General features: G+C 68.9%; 14 protein-coding genes. 11 read left to right on the plus strand and 3 right to left on the minus strand.

Annotated features, from left to right (window positions below):
* Positions 1–19 precede the first annotated feature (19 nt).
* Positions 20–631, plus strand: a complete 612-nt coding sequence (locus DL991_RS11170) for a TetR/AcrR family transcriptional regulator (RefSeq protein WP_233598787.1) — start codon at positions 20–22, stop codon at positions 629–631.
* A gap of 447 nt (positions 632–1,078) precedes the next feature.
* Here the strand turns inward: DL991_RS11170 and DL991_RS11175 are convergent, their stop codons facing one another.
* Together DL991_RS11175 and DL991_RS11180 are read right to left on the minus strand one after the other, a co-directional pair.
* Positions 1,079–3,592 carry a PQQ-dependent sugar dehydrogenase gene (locus DL991_RS11175; RefSeq protein ID WP_125784008.1) on the minus strand — a complete coding sequence of 838 codons (2,514 nt, stop codon included), beginning with the start codon at positions 3,590–3,592 and terminating at the stop codon, positions 1,079–1,081.
* Positions 3,593–3,987: 395 nt separating this feature from the next.
* Positions 3,988–4,425, minus strand: coding sequence for a PPOX class F420-dependent oxidoreductase (locus DL991_RS11180; RefSeq protein ID WP_125783687.1), 438 nt, complete (start codon positions 4,423–4,425; stop codon positions 3,988–3,990).
* Between the two features lie 290 nt (positions 4,426–4,715).
* Between DL991_RS11180 and DL991_RS11185 the strand changes: the two genes are divergently transcribed.
* From DL991_RS11185 to DL991_RS11205, 5 genes are read left to right on the plus strand one after another with little or no spacing between them, the layout of a single operon-like run.
* A complete protein-coding gene (locus DL991_RS11185) occupies positions 4,716–6,167 on the plus strand; it encodes a hypothetical protein (protein ID WP_125784012.1) in 1,452 nt (483 codons plus the stop codon).
* A gap of 47 nt (positions 6,168–6,214) precedes the next feature.
* Positions 6,215–6,955: a hypothetical protein gene (locus DL991_RS11190; RefSeq protein WP_125784010.1), complete on the plus strand. Its 741-nt coding sequence runs from the start codon at positions 6,215–6,217 to the stop codon at positions 6,953–6,955.
* A 15-nt stretch (positions 6,956–6,970) separates the two neighbouring features.
* Positions 6,971–11,440 carry a hypothetical protein gene (locus tag DL991_RS11195; RefSeq protein ID WP_125783689.1) on the plus strand — a complete coding sequence of 1,490 codons (4,470 nt, stop codon included), beginning with the start codon at positions 6,971–6,973 and terminating at the stop codon, positions 11,438–11,440.
* Between the two features lie 47 nt (positions 11,441–11,487).
* On the plus strand, positions 11,488–11,754 hold the full coding sequence (locus DL991_RS11200; RefSeq protein WP_125783691.1) for a type II toxin-antitoxin system Phd/YefM family antitoxin: 267 nt from the start codon (positions 11,488–11,490) through the stop codon (positions 11,752–11,754).
* Positions 11,744–12,160: a type II toxin-antitoxin system VapC family toxin gene (locus DL991_RS11205; protein WP_125783693.1), complete on the plus strand. Its 417-nt coding sequence runs from the start codon at positions 11,744–11,746 to the stop codon at positions 12,158–12,160. Before DL991_RS11200 ends, DL991_RS11205 begins: the two co-directional genes overlap by 11 nt.
* 133 nt (positions 12,161–12,293) lie before the next feature.
* Here the strand turns inward: DL991_RS11205 and DL991_RS11210 are convergent, their stop codons facing one another.
* The gene (locus DL991_RS11210; RefSeq protein ID WP_125783695.1) at positions 12,294–13,232 is read right to left on the minus strand and encodes an AraC family transcriptional regulator; all 939 of its coding nucleotides are present in this window, start codon (positions 13,230–13,232) and stop codon (positions 12,294–12,296) included.
* An 87-nt stretch (positions 13,233–13,319) separates the two neighbouring features.
* Between DL991_RS11210 and DL991_RS11215 the strand changes: the two genes are divergently transcribed.
* The 5 genes from DL991_RS11215 to tpiA all read left to right on the plus strand — a co-directional run bounded on the left by DL991_RS11215 (position 13,320) and on the right by tpiA (position 18,616).
* Positions 13,320–13,748, plus strand: a complete 429-nt coding sequence (locus tag DL991_RS11215; protein ID WP_125783697.1) for a nitroreductase family deazaflavin-dependent oxidoreductase — start codon at positions 13,320–13,322, stop codon at positions 13,746–13,748.
* Positions 13,749–14,242: 494 nt separating this feature from the next.
* Positions 14,243–15,430: a winged helix DNA-binding domain-containing protein gene (locus tag DL991_RS11220; protein WP_125783699.1), complete on the plus strand. Its 1,188-nt coding sequence runs from the start codon at positions 14,243–14,245 to the stop codon at positions 15,428–15,430.
* Positions 15,431–15,608: 178 nt separating this feature from the next.
* Positions 15,609–16,613, plus strand: a complete 1,005-nt coding sequence (gene gap, locus DL991_RS11225; RefSeq protein ID WP_093934256.1) for a type I glyceraldehyde-3-phosphate dehydrogenase — start codon at positions 15,609–15,611, stop codon at positions 16,611–16,613.
* A gap of 9 nt (positions 16,614–16,622) precedes the next feature.
* Positions 16,623–17,831, plus strand: coding sequence for a phosphoglycerate kinase (pgk, locus tag DL991_RS11230; protein WP_305015713.1), 1,209 nt, complete (start codon positions 16,623–16,625; stop codon positions 17,829–17,831).
* Positions 17,831–18,616: a triose-phosphate isomerase gene (tpiA, locus tag DL991_RS11235; protein WP_125783703.1), complete on the plus strand. Its 786-nt coding sequence runs from the start codon at positions 17,831–17,833 to the stop codon at positions 18,614–18,616. The genes pgk and tpiA overlap by 1 nt, the downstream gene beginning before the upstream one ends.
* Positions 18,617–18,632 lie beyond the last annotated feature (16 nt).

The following is an 18,632-nucleotide window of genomic DNA, read 5'->3' on the forward strand; positions in this document are numbered from 1 at the left end:
TCAGGGTAAGATAATCGCCGTGACAGAAGCAAGGGCCGTCGGCACGAAGGGGGTGCCCCGTGAGGAACGGGAGACCCAGATCGTGCGCGCCGGGACGGAGGAGTTCGGCAAGAACGGGTACGCCGGGGCGTCGATGGTGGAGATCGCCCGCCGGGTCGGCGTCACGAAACCCTTGCTGTACCAGTACTTCGGCTCGAAAGACGGGCTGTACCTCGCCTGCCTGCACCGGGCGGGGGACAGGCTGACCGAAGGGGTCGCCGAGACGATGGCGGAGAAGGGCGAGCCGCCGGAACGCATGCCGCTCGCGGTGCTCTCGGCCATTTTCGACACGTTCGACAACGACCGGTACGCGTGGAAGCTGCTCCGCGACCCGACGGTGCCGTCGACCGGCGAGATCGCCGGCGTCGCGGTCGAGTATCGCCATCGGCTCGACGGATTCGCGCTGATCGGCGCCGCGCAGCTGATGCACTCGCGCGGGCTGGACGACGATCGCGACATCGAGGCGATCGCCCAGGTGTGGACCGGAGTGGTCGATTCCCTGATCAGCTGGTGGATCGACCAGCCGGATCAGGATGCCTCGGCGATGACCGAACGCTGCTCGCGGATCATGCGGAACCTGTTCGGCTGGTGAGCGCCGCCAAGTCGGCGAAGGCGAGCGGCGGGAGTTCACAGACCTTCGGTAGCCGACACGTCAGATTTGCCTTACCCCTCAATAAGGCCAGTGGTATGGCTGCGTTTCGACACGTTCGCCAGTTTCGTGCTGACTCGAGCAGGCAAGTACATGATGGCCCCCTTCGTTGCGCTAGACGCAAGGAAGGGGGCCATCAGGTACTTGCGGACACGGTCAAACTAGGAGCAAGCAGACATTCGCCCGAGCCGCGTCCTATGTGGACGGTTGGCGAGCCTGGCGAGTTCGCACTCCACGTTCCTGGCATTGGCCCTCAGGGTAGGCAAGAAAGCTTTCACTACCAGATGCCCGGTTCCGAAGCCCGCGAGCAAGACTTACAGGACAGCGGCTAGCCGTTTCCGTGGAAACGGCCGGGGTGCCCGGCGCCGCTCCGGACACCCCGACCGCGACTCAGGACGCGGCGCTGGATTTGCCGCGCAGTTTGACGTTGGCCGTCGAGGCGTTCTTGATCGCCGTCTCGATCTGGGCCATCGTCGAGGATGAGGACAAGCCCGGCACTGTCGCCGATTTCAGGGCGTAGAGCGTGAACGTGTAGGGATGGCTGGAGCCGCCGGGGCAGGGGCCGAAGTACTTCTGCGAGTTCGCCCCGCTGCCCATGGCCTTCTGCTTGGCGCCGTTCTGGTTCGGGACCGTGTAGCCCGCTCCGAGGCCTTCGGGCAGCGACACCGTGGACCCCGAGGAGGCCGGGATGTCCCAGATCGCCCAGTGCAGTTTGTTGCCGTTGTTGGCCACGTCGGCGAAGACGACCGCGTATCCCTTGGCGCCGGTGGTCCCGGCACTCCACGCCAGCGGCGGAGAGGTGTCCTGGCCGGCGGTGCCGTCACCGGCACAGGTGAACTTGTCCGGGATCGAGGCGTTGTCGGCGAACGCGGAACTGGTCAGTTTGAACGCTCCCGGCTGCCCGCCACCGGGAAACTTCAACCGTGCCACCACGTTGTCGATCCCGCTCGGCGTGCCGCCGTTCTTGTCCGCGTTGGTCGAGGTGACCCACAGGCCGCCGTCCGGTGTCTTGGTGACCGAGCGGAGCCTGCCCCAGCGGCCGGAGAACAGCGACTGCACCGAACCGACGCCGTTGCCCGCCGCGTTGATCTGGGTGGCGAAGAGCTGCTGGCTGGTGACCGCCGCGACGTAGATCCAGTCGTTGACGATCTCGATCCCGCTCGGCCCGCCGGAGCTCGTCGACCAGGTCTTCTTCGGTGCGACAGTGCCACCGCAGGAGCCCTCGGTGCCTTCGCACTGGGGCCAGCCGAAGTTGCCGCCCTTCTGGATCAGGTTGAGCTCGTCCAGCTTGCCGTCGCCGAACTCCGAAGCCCACAGCTGGCCACGGGAATCCCACGCCAGGCCTTGCGGGTTACGGTGCCCGAAGCTCCACACGTAGCGGGCGCTGCCGCCGGTGGAGAAGAACGGGTTGTCGCTCGGCGCCGAGCCGTCGGGGTTGACCCGCAGGATCTTGCCGTTGAGCGATCCCTTGTTCTGCGCGGTGTCCTTGTTCTGTCCGTCGCCGGCGGTGGCGTAGAGCTTGCCGTCCGGGCCGAAACGCAGCCTTCCGCCGTTGTGGTAGCGGTTCTTGGCGATCCCGGTGAGCACCGGCGTCGACGTCGAGGACAGCTTTCCGTTGTCGTAGGTCATCTTCACGATCCGGTTGTCCCCGGATGCCGTGTGGTACAGGTAGATCGCGTGATCCGTGGCGTAGTTCGGCGAGATCGCGATGCCGAGCAGGCCGCCCTCGCCGTTGGTGCCGACCGCGCCGGGCACCTTGCCGACCGTGGTCTTCTCGCCCGACGGCGTGATCCGCAGGATCTCGAACCGGTCCCGTTCGGTTGCCAGCGCCGTGCCGTCCGGCAGGAAGTCGACCGACCAGGCGAGGTCCACCTTGGTGATTTCCTTGTCGTACTCGGGGATCCCGCCACCCGCGTTCCCGCTCGTCTTCGCGGTCAGCGCGGCGCTCGCGGCCGAGGCGTTGCCGTCGAGGTCACGCGCCTTCACCGTGAAGGTGTACGACGTGTTCGCCGTCAGCCCGGTGATCGTGGCTTCGAGCGACGGTGTCGTCGCGACCTTCGTGGTGCCCTGGTAGACGTCGTAGCCGGCGATGGTGCCGCTGTCGTCCGTGGAAGCGTTCCACGCCAGGGAGACACTGTTCGCGGTCACCGACGTCGAGCGCAGGTTCCCCGGCACCGTCGGCGGTGTGGTGTCCCCGCTGGGCGGCGTGGTGAACTGGACGACATTGCTTTGCTGCGAAGGGTTTCCGGCCGCGTCGAAGGCGCCGACCGAGATGTCGTAGGCCGTGTTCGGCTGCAGGTTGTCGACGGTCGCGGTGAGCGTGTTCCCGTCGACGGTCTTGAGGACGTTGCCGCCGCGCATGACGTCGTAGCGGACCACGCCGACGTTGTCCGTCGAGGCTTCCCAGGTGAAGGTGGCGCTGCGGGCCTTGATGTCCTTGGCGGCCAGGTTCTTCGGCGGGGTCGGCGCCTCCGCGTCGGCCACTCCGCTCACGGTGAGTTTGTCCGCGTTGGGACCGCCGTTCGCGGTCGTCGCGGTGGTGCGGATCTTGTTCGCCCCGGCGGCCAAGGCGACGTCCTTGGTGACGGTCTTCCAGGTGGTCCACGCGCCGGTCCCGGGGAAGGACAGCGTGCCGGTGGCGGTCCCGTTGACACTCAGGGAAACCGGCCGGTCGATCGTGGTTCCGTTGGCGTAGCGGAAAGTCAGCGTCTGGGTTCCGGCCTGCGCGGCGTTCACCGTGTACTCGACGTAGCTGCCGGTGACGTTGTCGAAGTTCACGAACCCGGTGCCGGAATAGCCCGCGTGGTTCTTTTCGACGGCGCCTTGGGAGATCGTCGCCGCTTCGGATTCATGGTCGGTCGGTGCCGCGCCGGCGGGGAGAGCAGGCAGGACGGCGAGGGTCATCGCCGTCGCGGCGGCACACGTGAGCAACGCGCGCCACGGGGGTCGGGGTGCCACTGGAGCCTCCATGCGTGAAGTTCGGGGTCGGGAGGTGCAACGGCGGACCGGGCGCGAGCCCGGCAGGGGAGGGAGTTTTAGTTAGGAAACTTTCCTATCTATGGTTCAGATCACACACCAGCGGGTGCTTCGTGTCAATACTTGACCAACATCAACACGGAGGGTCATGCCCGAGTGTCGCGACCAGTGGGACACGGCTTCCAACGTCGCCCCAGTCGGACCCGGCAGCACCCCCGTGCCGACACCAGGAACGCGCCCGGAGCGCGTGAAGGCCCCCTTCCCTCGGCTGAGCCGAGGGAAGGGGGCCTTCACGCGCTATCGCGCCGGAACCGGAGAGCGGGTCAGCCGGCGATGTCGGCCCGCGCGATCACCTTCGTGATCCGTGCACGCACCAACGACTCCTCGGGCACCGCGTTCCGCTTGCCATAGGCCTCGGCCTGGTCGGCGCCCATGTACCGGCCACCGAGTTTGGTCGCCCATTCGAGCATCTCGTCGAGGTCGTTGTGCAACACGGCTTCGGCGGTGAACTGCACATACGAGTAAGGCGGCTTCTGGTCGTCGACGGCCAGCGAGAACCGCGGGTCGCGGCGCAGCGCCTTCCCCTTGAGAGTCTCCGTGCCGGTGGTGAAGATCAGCTCGTCACCGTCCGGCCCCTCGTTCAGCAGGAACCACACCGGCGTCACGATCGCCGCCCCGTTGGCGCGGACCAGGCCGAGCATGCCCGTCCGGGTGCCCTCGCTCGCGAACTTCCACCATTCGTCCCGGCTCATTTCACGCATGGACCAGACGCTACCGGGACCCGCGATGGCGAGCAGTCCTGGTCACTCGTGGGGGTGCTGCCCGTACCCCCGGCGACCGGGCAGCACCCCGCCCGGGTCACCGGCAGGCGAGCCGGGTGATCTTCACGACCTCGTCGTCGTGAACGCGGTCCTGCAGCATCGAGGGGGCACCGAACCCTCGATCCTGATCCATTCCTACATCCACACCTGAGCTCACCCCGGTCACCCGTGCGGGTCACCGGGGGTGGCGACTAGCCTGGCCTGCTGTGCGAGACGACGAGCTGACCGGGATGGGGCTGGCCGACGAGGGGCTGACCCGCCGCCTCAAGGCGCTGGCCTGCACAGCGCCCTTGCACGACCTCGACGCCCGCAAGGCGAAGCTGGACTGGGCGGACGCCACGATCTACCAGATGGCCGAGATCGCGCTGCACACGATCGACCAGGTCACCGTGTCGATGGACTTCGACACCGGCGCCGATCACGAACAGGTGATCGCGCGGTTGCTGCCGTTCGTCGCGCTCCAGGCGCCCGGCCGGACGCCGGACGAGCACGCCAAGGTCGCCCGGTGGGTCCTCGACAACCTGATCAACGTCGGCACCACCGATCGCGGGTTCCGCCGCGTCTACGGTTCCATCGGCCCCGGCGGGGGTTACCAGCGCCGCCAGTTCGACTTCAAACTGCTCGTCGAGCTGGCCGCGCCCGACGGCGAGGTCTACCTGCGTGCCACCGACGAGGCGATCAACGTCCTCGTCGGCGCGCTGGACACCGACGTCGAGTCCGCCCAGATCGCGGCCGAGGTCAAACTGGAGAACCTGATCAACCGCGGCCGCCTCGCCGACGCGAAGCTCGCCGCCGAGCAGGCCCGCTACCGGACCGTCCAGTACGGCGAGACACTGCGCGCCAAGCTGGACGCCACCCGGCGCGACGTCCGCGCGGTCGACTGGGAGCGCGAGGTCCCGGACCTGCTGGACCAGGCGCTGTCCCATATCGAGTCCCGGTTCCGTGCCGAGAACGCGATCCTCAAGAACATCACCGCGTCGCGGGACGAGACCGAGGATCTCGACCGCAAACGCCGCGCGGCCGAACTCGTCGACATCGTCAGCGACTGCATCCGTCGCCACACCCGGCTCCAATCGAGGCTGGCCGACGCCGGTGCGGTCTTCCGCGCCGAACAGGACCGCCAGCAGTTCTCCGGGCCGCCGCAGCGTGCGACGATCGACCTGTTCGGCCAGCTCCTGATGCCGACGCTGGGCCTGCCGATCGCGGAGGCCGTCGCGCCCGCCGAGTCGTTCTTCCACGCCGGTGCCGGCATCTCCCCGCCGACCGTGCCGTCGCTGTCTTCGCTGGTGTCGCTGCTGCTGCGGCCGGCACCGGAACGCGACCAGCTCGTCGGCGAGATCCCCGAGCCCGAGCTCATGCCCGCCGATGTCACCGACAGGTTCGGCGACGAGCAGTGGCGCCTCGCCGACGACCTGCTCGACCTGCCGGAGGTGCCGCGACGGCTGTCCGGACTGCTCGAAGAGGCCCGCCGGATCGATCCCGGGCTGCCGGCCCTGGTCGCCCTGCGGGCGGTGCACGCCTACAGTCCCGAGGTCGGCGCGGCGCTGCGGCTGGGGCAGCGTCAAGTGCTGCTGGCCGTCGACGACGGCACGCTGCTCGAAGATCCCGAGTTCGGCGGCGCGGATCTGCTGCTTTCGTCGGCCACGGTCGATCGCCAAGAAGAAGAGGAGGAGGTCGCGTGACGACAACCGGGGACGTCGAATCCGCGGCCAGGCTGGTTTCCTTCGGCATGCGCCCGAAGCAGTTGCCGTCGCGAGACGTCGTGTACGGCGACCTCGTCCGGCGCTACGGCGAGGACAGGGCGTTCAAACAGCTCACGCACGCGGTCGCGGCCGGGCTCGGGCTGATGGTGCTGGAGGTCAACCTCCAGGCCGGGGCTGTGCTGGCGGCGACCGACGAGTCCGTCTTCGAGATCAAAATGGACAGCTACGCGCGGCAGAGCAAGATCCGCGAACGCCGGGAGACCGAGAAGGTCCTGCACGGGCTCGTCCACCTGGCCACCGCGGCGCTCGGTTACCCGCGCCCGGACGACCTCGCCAACGACACCTACATCGGCCGCGTCAGCGTCGAGCAGGTGGACGCGATGGTGCGTGAGGCCTGCCGGATCCTCGACGAGCGCGCGGCGGCGGCCGAGGCGAACAACGACCCGCTTGCCGACGCGCCCGAGCTCGAACAGGCTTGGCGCGCCTACGCCCGGCGTCCCGCGGCGGCGGCGACCAAGGACGGCAGGCTGGCTTCGGACACCACGCGCGGCATGGTCGCGCGGGCCCTGCGCTTTCTCGCCGATCAAGGCTTTCTCGTCCAGGTCAGCGGGGAACAGGGCGGTACCTACCGGACGACGCCGCGCTATCAGGTGCAGGTGCGGGAACTCGCCGCCGACGCGACCTTCGACGATCTGCTCGAGCTGAACGTGGTCTCGGTCGCCAACGGCGGCGGGACACTGCGCGCTGCCGCGTCGGACACGCTCTAAAAGGGGACGAAAGAGATGTACGAGCTTTCGCGGGTTCGCCTGCACTCGGTGGGCCCGGCGGGCGCGCGGTACCAGGACGTCGTGCTGGACTTCAGCGGCGTCGGCGCCGCCATCACCGCGCCCAAACAGGACGCGCTGTTCAGCGCCGGTATCCACCTGGCGGGGGAGGGGCCGCCGCGGCGCCCGTCGCCGGCGAGCGTGCTGTTCCTGGAGAACGGTGGTGGAAAGTCCGTCCTGATCAAGCTGATCTTCTCGGTCATGCTGCCCGGCCGCCGCCAGGTCGTCGGCACCACGAACACCAAGGTGCTGGAGAAGTTCGTCACCGCCAAGGACGTCTCGCACGTCGTGCTGGAGTGGCTGCAGGTCGAGACCGGCCACCGGGTGATCACCGGCAAGGTGTCGGAATGGCGCGGGCACGTGGTGTCGGCCGATTCGGAGAACCTCGTCGATTCCTGGTACTGCTTCCGTCCCACCCCCTCGCTCGATCTGGACTCGCTGCCGCTGACGTCGGACGGCAGGCTCCTGACGATGTCCGGTTTCCACGACCAGCTCGACAAGGTGCACGGCGGCGAACCGGAACTGGAGCTGTTCTGGACCCGGCGTCACCACGAATGGACGTCCCGGCTCGACGGTCTCGGCCTCGACACCGAGCTTTTCCGGTACCAGCGCGCGATGAACGCCGGTGAGGGCGAGGCGGCGGACGCCTTCGCGTTCAGTACCGACGAGGCGTTCGTCGAGTTCCTGTTGCGCGCGGTCCTTTCGGAGGAGGAGCCGAAGGACCTCGCCGAGGTCGTCGCGACCTACGCGCACAACCTCGCCCAGCGGGGGGATCTGCTGTCGGAGCGGGACTTCGTCGCGGGTGCCCTCGATCTGCTCACGCCACTGGCGGATGAGGAAGGCGTCGCGGCCGCGTCACGGAAGCTCGCCGACGCGGCCCGCGCCGAGATGCGGACGCTGGCCGGCCAGGTCGCCGCGCGGGACAAGCTGGAGAACGAGCGGCTGAGCGGGCTCGAACAGCACGTCGACGAGGTGAAGTCCGCGGAGAAACTGGCCGAGGGCGACCACCGTCGTCTCACCGCCGGTGTCACCGAACTCCGCCGCCTGGTCGGGAAACTGCGGCTCGACGAGGCGCAGGAGAGCAAGAAGCGGATCGACGGCGAACTGGCCGAGGCCAAGACCTCCGCCGAGGCATGGCGGGAATGCGCCACCGTGCTCAACCACCTCAACGCCGCCCGCAAGGCCCGCGATTTCCGGGAACTGGTGGGAAATCGCGAGCAGAAGGCGCAGCCCGCGCTGCAGGCGCGCAACACCGCCGCGGCCGCGCTCGCGCGTGGCCTGCTGGCGCTGGCCAAGAACGCGACCGAACAGGCGTCGAAGGCCGAGGCGCAGGTCGGCGCTCTCCGTGCCGAGGCGGAAAAGGCACAGGCGGAACGGGACGAGTCGGCGAACCTCGCGGCTTCGCGCCGGGCGGAGGCCCGCGGGCTGGGAGCGCGGATCGCGGAGGTCCGTGAGGAGATCGCGGAAGCCGTCCGGTCCGGCGCGCTCAAGGCCGGAGCCGATGTCGCCGAGGCGGCCCGCGAGGCAAGGGCCGAGGCCGAGACGACCGCCGCGGAACTCGTCCGCCGTGACCAGGAACTCGAACGCGTCGCCGAGGATCTGCGCTCCGCGCAGGCCACGGTCAACGACGCGCACCGTCTCGCCGGGTCCACAAAGGACAGGCTGGAGCGCGCGGCCGACGAGCTCGATCGGGCCAATCGGCGCACCGACGCGCTCGCCGTCGAACCCCGGCTGAGCGAGCTCCTCGGCGCGGACGACGTCGCGCTGGAGACGGATCTCCCGGTGCTGCTGGAGCGGCTCCGCGAGGCGGGTTCGGCCGCGGAGAAGGAACAGACCGCGTTGCGGATGGAGGAATCCGTCGACGAGCGCGCGCTGAACGCACTCGGTTCTGGTGGTCTCCTGCCCGCCACCGAAGAGGTCCAGGCCGCGTTGGACGCGCTGGAAGCCGCCGGGATGAACGCGTGGTCCGGCTGGCGTTATCTGTCTACTTTGGACAAGAAGCGGCGGGCGGCGGTGCTGGCCCGTGCGCCCCAGCTCGTCTCGGGGATCCTGCTCAACGAGCCGGACCAGGTCCGGCTCGCCGAGAAGGTCCTGGCGGAGCGGCGTCTGCTTCCCACCACGATCATCCCGGTCGCCACGACCGAGGCCACCACGACCGACCGCCTGCCGGGAGAGGCGGGTATCGAGTTCCTCGTGCCGCCCAACCCGGCCATGTACGACGAAGAGGCCGCCGACGCCGAGCGCGAGGCCATCGCGCTCCGGCACGCGGAACGTCAGCGCCGTCTGGAGGCGCTGGCGACTTCGCTGGCCGACGACAGCGCGCTGTCGTGGAAGCTCAAGACGTGGCGCGAGGATTACCCGCCGGGCAGCATCGCGACGCTGGCCGAGCAGTTGCAGAACGCGCGCACCGCGCACGAAACCGCGCAGACCGCGTTGGAACAGGCGGAAAAGGAGTTCCAACGCCTCGGCGAGAAGGCGACCGGGCTGCGGGAGCGAGTCCCCGAACTGCGGGCGGCTTCGGCCGAGGCGGGGGAGCGTGCCCGCGGCCTCGAGGCGCTCGCCACGCGCGCCGCGAAGATTCCCGAGTGGACGGACGACGTCGAACGCGCGACAGAGACCGCCGAGCGGGCCGAGTCGACGGCGTCCGAAGCGGCGGTGAAGGCTTCCCGGCTGCGCGAGCAGGCAGGCGAGGAACAGCGCACCGCCGACGGGCACCGGCGCACGGCGACGACCGCGAAGTCCGAGCTGGCCGAAGTTCCGGGGTCGAGCGATGTCACCGAGGACGATCCGGTGCCCGCCGAGCCGGTGGACGCGTTGCGGCGTACCTTCTCGTCGGCTTCCGAGGCGTACGCGAAGGTCGAGGTCGGCAGCGATCTGCGTGCCGAACTCGAACAGGCCGAAAGTGTCGAGACGTCCGCGCGGGCGGCCGTCGAGGCATTGGACGACGCCGTCCGCGAGCGGGCGTCGTCGTTGCTGGAGACGCCGGACGGTTCCGACGCTTCCGCGCGGGCGGCGGCACAGGCGCGGGCGAACCGGGCGGTCGCCGTGCTGGAGGAGGAACGCACCGAGATCGTCGGGCTCGTCGCGACCCGCAAGGCGGAACTGGCCCAGCTCCCGGAGCTAGCGAGCCCCCAGCTCGCCCTCGACGCCAGGCCGAAGGACATCGAACACGGCCTGGAATTGATCGACGAAGCGAGCCTCGAAGTGTCCGCCGCCGCGCGGAAATGGGAGGAACTACAGGAGCGCCGCGCCGCGGCCGAAGCGACACTGGAGTCCGCGAAGGCGTCCGCGTCCGGCTTCGGCCTGCTGGCCGAATCCATGGCGCATCTGTTGTCCAAAGAGGACGATGTGGCCGCTTTCGACGGCGACGTCGAATCCGCGCGTGCCAAACACGCCCGGCTCAACACGGCGCTCACGGAGGCGCAGGACGCCGCCGACGCTGGCGACCGCCGGGTGCGGGCCGCGGCCGACCAGCTGGCGCAGTACGCGACGGACAAGCGCTTCGAGAAGCTCAGCACGCCGGTGCGGCAGCAGGTGATCTCGGTCCGCCGCGATCAGTTGCCCGCCCACGCCGCGGAATGGGCGGAGGCGCTGCGTCCGCGGTTGCGTACGCTCACCGACGATCTCGCGCAGATCGACCGGCACCGCGGCGGCATCATCACCCGCCTGCAGGGCATGGTCGACGGCGCGCTGCGCACTCTTCGCGCGGCACAACGGGTTTCGCGGCTGCCGGACGGTCTCGGCGACTGGTCGGGCCAGGAGTTCCTGCGGATCCGCTTCACCGAACTCGAAGAGAACGTGCTCGCCGAGAAGCTGGGCGAGGTCGTCGACGAGGCCGCGGTGGGGAAGACCTCCGACGGCCGGGATGTCAAGCGAGACGGGCTTTCCCTCGTGCTGCGCGGCGTGCAGGCCGCCGCCCCCAAGGGATTCCGGGTCGACATGCTGAAGCCGGACTCCGTACTGCGGACCGAACGCCAGCGTGTCTCCGAGATCCGGGACGTGTTCTCCGGCGGGCAGCAGCTGACCGCGGCGATCATCCTGTACTGCACCCTGGCGGCGCTGCGGGCGAACAACCGCGGCAAGGCGCGTAACCGGCACTCCGGCGTGCTCTTTCTCGACAACCCGATCGGCCGGGCTTCGGCGGGTTACCTGCTGGAACTTCAGCGCGCGGTGGCGGAGGCGCTGGGCGTCCAGCTGATCTACACCACCGGCCTGTTCGACGCCGGCGCGCTGAGCGAGTTCCCGCTGATCGTGCGGCTGCGCAACGACGCGGACCTGCGGGCGGGACGCAAGTACCTGTCCGTCGACGCGACGATCCGGAACGCGACCGACGAACTGGGGGAGCCGGACGGAGTCGCCCGCCTTTCGGCGACGCGGCTGTTCACGCGGCCGGCGGAGGAGCCGCAGCCGGAGGAGGAGACCGCCTAGGTGGCACACGGTGGCACCAGGGGGCACATGAGCGCTATAGTGCGCTCATGAGCGTTCAACACGAGATCTCTCAGCGTGATCTCCGGAACCGTTCCGGCGAGATCATGGACGCGGTCGAGCACGGTGAAACCTTCACCGTGACCCGTAGCGGTTCGCCCATCGCCCAGCTGGTCCCGCTGTGTCGACGGCACGCCGTTTCCCGTGACCAGTTCGCCACCGGTTCGGCGAACGCTCCGCTCGTCGACCCGGACAGGTTCCGCGCGGACCTCGACGACGCTCTCGAAGGGGAGGCGGGCGATCCCTATGGCCGCTGAGGTCCACGGCCTGCTCGACACGAACATCCTCATCCTGCGCCGGACGATCGATCACGCCCAGCTGCCGGATCTGATGTCGATCAGCACGATCACGCTCGCCGAACTGTCGGCAGGACCGCACTACGCCACGGACCCGGCCGAGCGGGCCCGGCGCACGGATCTGCTGCAACGGGTGGAGTCCGAATTCGATCCGCTGCCCTTCGGCACCGAGGCGGCCCGGATCTTCGGGAGGGTGTCGGCTTCCGTGCTCGCGATGGGCAGGACGCCCCGGCGCCGCGTGGCCGACCTGATGATCGCCAGTGTGGCCGTCGCGAACCGAATGCCCCTGTACACCACCAACCCGCAGGATTTCGAAGGCCTGAAGGAACTCCTCGACGTCGTTCCGGTCACCCGGCCGGGAGCCTGACCGGCTTTCGCGTGGCGAAGTAGCGGTAAGACGTGGGTCGGGTTGGTCGTGAGTGGCGATTCGGGTTCTAACCCGAATCGCCACTCACGACCACCGGTACCGAGCTGGTGGCCGGCGATCGCCCCGGTACCGGTCACCCGGCCGGCTTGAGGCTTTCCCGGGTCGAGGTCCGGTACTGCCCCGGCGCCTGACCGCGAGCCCGCCGGAAGGCCCGGCTGAACGCGTACACCGACGTGTAGCCGACAGAGCGGGCGATGGTGTCCACCGTGTCGTCGGTGTCGCGGAGCCGGACCGCGGCCAGGTCCATCCGCCACTGGGTCAGGTAGTCGCCGGGAGTCCGGCCGGTGGTTTCGCGGAAGCGGCGGGTCAACGTGCTGCGCGAGGTCGCCAGTTCCGCCGCGAGCAGGTCGGTGGTCCACGGTTTCGCCGGCGCCTCGTGGATCTTGGCCAAGGCCACACTGATCAGCGGATCGCCGAGGACGCCGAGCCAGGTTCCCCGCGTCTCGGCCGGTTTCTCGGTCCGCCACGCGCGGAGCAACTGGACCAGCAGGATGTCGACGAGCCGGTTGAGGACGAACTCGGTGGCGATCTGCGGAGAGGCCAGCTCCCGCGACAACAGCCGGACGGTGTCGTCCAGCCCGCCGCCGACGTGGTTCGCGCGGATGTGCACCAGCTCCGGCAGGGTGGCCATCACCTGGGTGGACACCGCCGGGTCGTAGTCGTAGGACGCGCCGAGGACATGGGTCTCGACCTCCCCTGAACCGAGGCGCAGTACTCCGCCGCACTCCCGCGCCTTCTCCGCCGCGGTGCACAGGTTGGGAATGATCGCGACGTCCGGGGCGCTGCGCAGGGTGTGCTCCGGGCCGTTCGGCAGCAGGACGACGTCGCCGGGCATGAGCCGCCGCGGCGGATGGCCCGCCACGTCCAGCCAGGCCGTCCCGCAGGTGACGGCGTAGAAGGCCGCACCGGCGATGCCGTGCCAGAGGATCCCCCACGGCCCGGACGCCTCGATCCGGGCTCCGGCGGTGCCGCGGACGCCGCCCACGGCGAGGGTTTCGGCCAAGAGGTCCATACTGCCGAGCATAGTGCGACAAATGGATATGCTCGTGGCGTTTTCAGCCATCGATACGGTCACACGGTGCGCCATATGATCGAGGTCATGGCAGACACGATCGACTTCGACTTCGACGAGATCAACCGCGGCGTGATCGCCGAATTCCGCGAGACCGGCGGCAAGGCGGGTGGCATGTTCGAGGGCTTCCCGCTCGTCCTCGTCCACCACACCGGCGCGAAGTCCGGCACCGAGCGGATCGCACCGCTCGTTCCGCTCCTCGAGGGCGACCGGATCTACATCTTCGGCAGCAAGGGCGGCTCCGACGAGAACCCGGCGTGGTTCCACAACCTGGTGGCCAACCCGGACACGAAGGTCGAACTCGGCACCGAGACCTTCGCGGTCCGCGCCCGGTTGCTCACCGGCGCCGAGCGCGACGAGGTCTACGCCAGGCAGTCCGCCGTCATGCCGCAGTTCGCCGAGTACCAGCGCAAGACCAGCCGGGTCATCCCGGTGTTCGAACTGGAGCGGGTCTAGTCCCTCGTAAGTGGCCCCGGCGTCGAGCTCTTGTGTCGTGAAGGGACCCGTTGAGACCTTCATCGTCTCAACGGGTCCCTTCACGACATCCCCACGACCGCGCCTGACTGGAGTCCTTCACTGACTCGCGATACCGGCTCCCCCCCCGTAGATACCGAAGACACCCTTGGCTCCAACCGCCCTCACCACTCACGAGGGCTTCACGTCCTCGGCAAGGTGTGAAGGTCGAGTTTGCTCGGCTGAGCCGAGGGAAGGGGGCCTTCACGCGCAGGCGTTGTGACTGCTGGTGCCTGTGGGGCGAACGTGGCGATGATCGAGTCCGTGAAGGCCTCCTTGAGGGCCCCAGAGTCCCTCAAGGAGTCCTTCACGGACTCGCGATCCCGCCTCACCCGCCGTAGGTACCTAAGACACCCTTGGCCCCTAACCGTCCTTACCGCTCACGACCCCACACCTCACCGCGGGGTTTTGTCGGGCCCCGGTGATAGAACCGATCCGTGACCCTCAAGATCGGCATCCGGCAGCGCCGCGCCCGCCTCGCGACACGTCATCACCTGACCACGCCCGCCGGCTCGGTGCACGCCGCCGCGGACGCGGTCGTCGCGTTGCATGCCACGGATCCGGCGTCGGTGCACCTGTCGGCGTGGGCGCGGGTGAAGGGCGACGGTGTCGCGGAGCTGGAGAACGCGCTTTACGAGGAGCGCACGCTGATCCGGATGCTCGGCATGCGCCGCACCGTCTTCGTCGTCGGTCACGAGAACGCGGCGCTCATTCAGGCCGCCTGTTCCGTCGACATCGCCAAGAAGCAGCGCCGCCTGCTCGAACAGCACCTCGCCACGCAGGGACACCCGGAGAACTTGCCCGATCCGGAACGCTGGCTGGCCGAGGTCGAGGAGGCGACCGAGCGTGCGCTGAAGGCCCGCGGTTCCGCGACCGCGCAACAGCTGAGCGAGGACGAGCCGCGGCTCAGGCAGCAGCTGTTGATGGCGAAGGGAAAGCCGTACGAGGCGATCGCCAACGTCACCAGCCGCGTCCTGTTCCAGCTCGCGGTCGACGGCCGCATCGTGCGCGGCCGCCCGCGCGGCAGCTGGATCAGCAGCCAGTACTACTGGGCCCCGATGGCGGACTGGCTGTCGCAGGGCCTCGTCGCATGGGACGCCGACGCCGCCAGGGTCGAGCTCGCCCGAAAGTGGCTCTACGCCTATGGTCCCGCTCCGATCGCGGACCTCCGCTGGTGGACGGGCTGGACGGCAGGCCAGACGAAGAAGGCGCTCGCGGAAATTCAGCCGGTCGAGGTGGATCTCGACGGCGTCCCCGGCGTCGTGCTCGCCGACGACGTGGAGCCGGTCGCGGAGCCCGGCCCCTGGGTCGCGCTGCTCCCGTCCCTCGACCCGACGTCGATGGGATGGCTCGAGCGCGACTGGTATCTGGGCCCGCACAAGGCGCCGCTGTTCGACGGTACCGGGAACATCGGGCCCACCGTCTGGGCCGACGGCCGGATCGTCGGCGGCTGGGCGCAGCGTCCGGACGGCGAGGTCGTCCACCACTTCCTGGAGGACGTCGGCGCGGACGTCGAACGGGCCGTCGAAGCGGAGGCGAACCACCTGGCCGAGTGGTTCGGAGAGGTGCGAGTCACGCCACGGATGCGCACGCCGCTGGAGCGACGGCTAGCACAGCGAAGCTGAGAGTTTCCCCAAGACCTCCTGGTGGCGATGCACTTGATCGATTCTTGACCTGACCCACCGAGTGGTGGAAGTCTCGTCAGGGCAAAGAGGGCCGCCCGAGCACGCACGCTAGGGTTGCGCCCGAGTAAAGGACGTCTTTCCGGGGCGATCCCGGACGAGTCTCAAGGGAGTGGCAGCAGTGACGGTTCGCGTAGGTGTCAACGGCTTCGGCCGCATCGGCCGCAACTTCTTCCGGGCCGTGCAGGCCGCCGGTCACGACATCGAGGTGGTCGCGTTCAACGACCTCGGCGACGTCGCCACCATGGCCCACCTGCTGAAGTACGACTCCATCCTCGGCCGTTTCCCGGGCGAGGTCAGCGTCAGCGACGAGGGCATCGTCGTCGACGGCAAGACGATCAAGGCCCTCGCCGAGCGCGACCCGGCAAACCTGCCCTGGGGCGACCTCGGCGTGGACGTCGTCGTCGAGTCGACCGGCTTCTTCACCAACGCCGACGCCGCGAAGGCGCACCTCGCCGGCGGCGCGAAGAAGGTCATCATCTCCGCGCCCGCCAAGGGCGAGGACCTGACCGTGGTGCTGGGCGTCAACGACGACAAGTACGACGGCTCGCAGAACATCATCTCGAACGCCTCCTGCACCACGAACTGCCTCGGCCCGCTGGCCAAGGTCCTGCAGGACTCGTTCGGCATCGAGCAGGGCCTGATGACCACCATCCACGCGTACACGCAGGACCAGAACCTGCAGGACGCGCCGCACAAGGACCTGCGCCGCGCCCGCGCCGCCGCGCTGAACATCGTCCCGACCTCGACCGGTGCCGCCAAGGCCATCGGCCTGGTCCTGCCGGAGCTGCAGGGCAAGCTGGACGGCTACGCGCTGCGCGTGCCGATCCCGACCGGTTCGGCCACCGACCTCACCGTCACGCTGACCAAGAGCGCGACCCTCGAGGAGATCAACGCCGCGTACAAGGCCGCCGCCGAGGGCCCCCTGGCCGGCATCCTGCGCTACAGCGACGACCCGATCGTTTCGGCCGACATCGTCACCGACCCGGCGTCCTGCATCTACGACGCGCCGCTGACCAAGGTCATCGGCAACCAGGTCAAGGTCATCGGCTGGTACGACAACGAGTGGGGCTACTCCAACCGCCTCGCCGACCTCGTCAAGCTCGTCGGCAACAAGCTCTCCTGAGCCATGGCGCTGAAGAACCTCGAAGACCTGCTGGGCGAGGACGTCTCAGGCCGGTTCGTACTCGTACGATCCGACCTGAACGTCCCGCTCGACGGGGACAAGATCACCGACGACGGCCGCGTCCGCGCGGCCCTGCCGACCCTCAAGCGGCTCGCCGAGGCGGGCGCGAAGGTGGTCGTCACGGCGCACCTCGGCCGTCCCAAGGGTGAGCCGGACCCGAAGTTCTCGCTCGCTCCCGTCGCCTCGAAGCTCACCGAGCTGCTCGGCGTGGACGTCCCGCTGGCGGGTGACCTGGTCGGCGAGTCCGCCAAGGCCACCGTCGCGGGCCTGACCGACGGCCAGGTGGCCCTGCTGGAGAACGTGCGTTTCGACGCGCGCGAGACCAGCAAGGTCGAGGCCGAGCGGCAGGAGCTGGCCGCGGAGCTGGCCGCGCTCGTCCCGGGCGGCGCGTTCGTCTCCGACGGTTTCGGTGTCGTGCACCGCAAGCAGGCCTCGGTCTACGAGATCGCGCGGGCGCTTCCGGCCTATGCGGGCGGTCTGGTGCTGGCCGAGGTCGACGTCCTCAAGAAGCTCACCGAGGACTTGGCTCGGCCGTACGTCGTCGTCCTCGGCGGCGCGAAGGTTTCGGACAAGCTGGGCGTCATCGCCAACCTGCTGACCAAGGTCGACAGGCTGCTCATCGGCGGCGGCATGGCGTACACCTTCCTCAAGGCCCAGGGCCACGAGGTCGGGAACTCGCTGCTGCAGGAGGACCAGCTGGAGCAGGTCCGCGGTTTCCTCGCCGAGGCGGAGAAACGCGGCGTCGAGCTGATCCTGCCGGTGGACGTCCTCGCCGCGACGGGTTTCGCGGCCGACGCGGAGTTCGACGTCGTCGACGCGAAGGCCATCCCGGCCGACCGCATGGGTCTCGACATCGGCCCGAAGTCGCGTGAGCTGTTCGCGGGCAAGCTGGCCGACGCGGCGACCGTGTTCTGGAACGGCCCGATGGGCGTGTTCGAGTTCGAGTCCTTCGCCGGCGGCACCCGTGCCGTGGCCGAAGCGCTGGTCAAGAGCGACGCCTTCACCGTGGTCGGCGGTGGCGACTCCGCCGCTGCCGTGCGGCAGCTCGGCCTTCCCGAGGACGGCTTCTCGCACATCTCGACCGGCGGCGGCGCGTCGCTGGAGTACCTGGAGGGCAAGGAACTGCCCGGAGTCGCTGTGCTGGGAGAGAACGACTAGTGGCGCGCAAACCGCTCATCGCCGGCAACTGGAAGATGAACCAGAACCACCTCGAAGCCATCGCGCTGGTTCAGAAGATCGCCTTCGCCCTGCCGGAGAAGTACTACGCGAAGGTCGACGTCGCGGTCCTGCCGCCGTTCACCGACATCCGCAGCGTCCAGACGCTGACCGACGGCGACAAGCTGTCGCTCACCTATGGCGCCCAGGACCTGTCGCCGCACGACTCCGGTGCCTACACCGGCGACGTGTCGGGTCCGATGCTGGCGAAGCTGGGTTGCAGCTTCGTCACCGTCGGGCACTCGGAGCGGCGTGAGTACCACGGCGAGTCCGACGAACTGGTGAACAAGAAGGTCAAGGCGGCGCTCAAGCACGGCATCAAGCCGATCCTGTGCGTGGGGGAGAAGCTCGAGGTCCGCGAGGCGGGCGAGCACATCGCCCACACCACGACCCAGCTGGTGGAGGGCCTCAAGGGGCTCAAGGCCGAACAGGTCAAGGACGTCGTCGTCGCCTACGAGCCGGTCTGGGCCATCGGGACCGGCAAGGTCGCGACCCCGCAGGACGCCGAAGAGGTGTGCGGAGCCATCCGCGCCACCCTCGCCGAGAAGTACGGCGCCGAGGTCGCGTCCTCGGTCCGCGTGCTCTACGGGGGCTCGGCCAAGGCCAACAACATCAGTGACCTCGTCGCCTGCGAGAACATCGATGGTGCGCTCGTTGGTGGTGCCAGCCTGGATGGTGACGAATTCACCAAACTCTGCGCACTCGCCGCGGGCGGGCCCCTGCCCTGATCGGGGCACCTACCGG

Origin of the sequence: Amycolatopsis sp. WAC 01375 (genome assembly GCF_003947325.1) — a bacterium.
Classification (GTDB): domain Bacteria; phylum Actinomycetota; class Actinomycetes; order Mycobacteriales; family Pseudonocardiaceae; genus Amycolatopsis.

Bases quoted from the DNA above. Each gene is read 5' to 3' on its own strand.
- DL991_RS11175 (WP_125784008.1), bottom strand. From the start codon at position 3,592: ATGACCCTCGCCGTCCTGCCTGCTCTCCCCGCCGGCGCGGCACCGACC.
- DL991_RS11180 (WP_125783687.1), bottom strand. From the start codon at position 4,425: ATGCGTGAAATGAGCCGGGACGAATGGTGGAAGTTCGCGAGCGAGGGC.
- DL991_RS11185 (WP_125784012.1), top strand. From the start codon at position 4,716: ATGGGGCTGGCCGACGAGGGGCTGACCCGCCGCCTCAAGGCGCTGGCC.
- DL991_RS11190 (WP_125784010.1), top strand. From the start codon at position 6,215: ATGCGCCCGAAGCAGTTGCCGTCGCGAGACGTCGTGTACGGCGACCTC.
- DL991_RS11195 (WP_125783689.1), top strand. From the start codon at position 6,971: ATGTACGAGCTTTCGCGGGTTCGCCTGCACTCGGTGGGCCCGGCGGGC.
- DL991_RS11200 (WP_125783691.1), top strand. From the start codon at position 11,488: ATGAGCGTTCAACACGAGATCTCTCAGCGTGATCTCCGGAACCGTTCC.
- DL991_RS11205 (WP_125783693.1), top strand. From the start codon at position 11,744: ATGGCCGCTGAGGTCCACGGCCTGCTCGACACGAACATCCTCATCCTG.
- DL991_RS11210 (WP_125783695.1), bottom strand. From the start codon at position 13,232: ATGGACCTCTTGGCCGAAACCCTCGCCGTGGGCGGCGTCCGCGGCACC.
- DL991_RS11215 (WP_125783697.1), top strand. From the start codon at position 13,320: ATGGCAGACACGATCGACTTCGACTTCGACGAGATCAACCGCGGCGTG.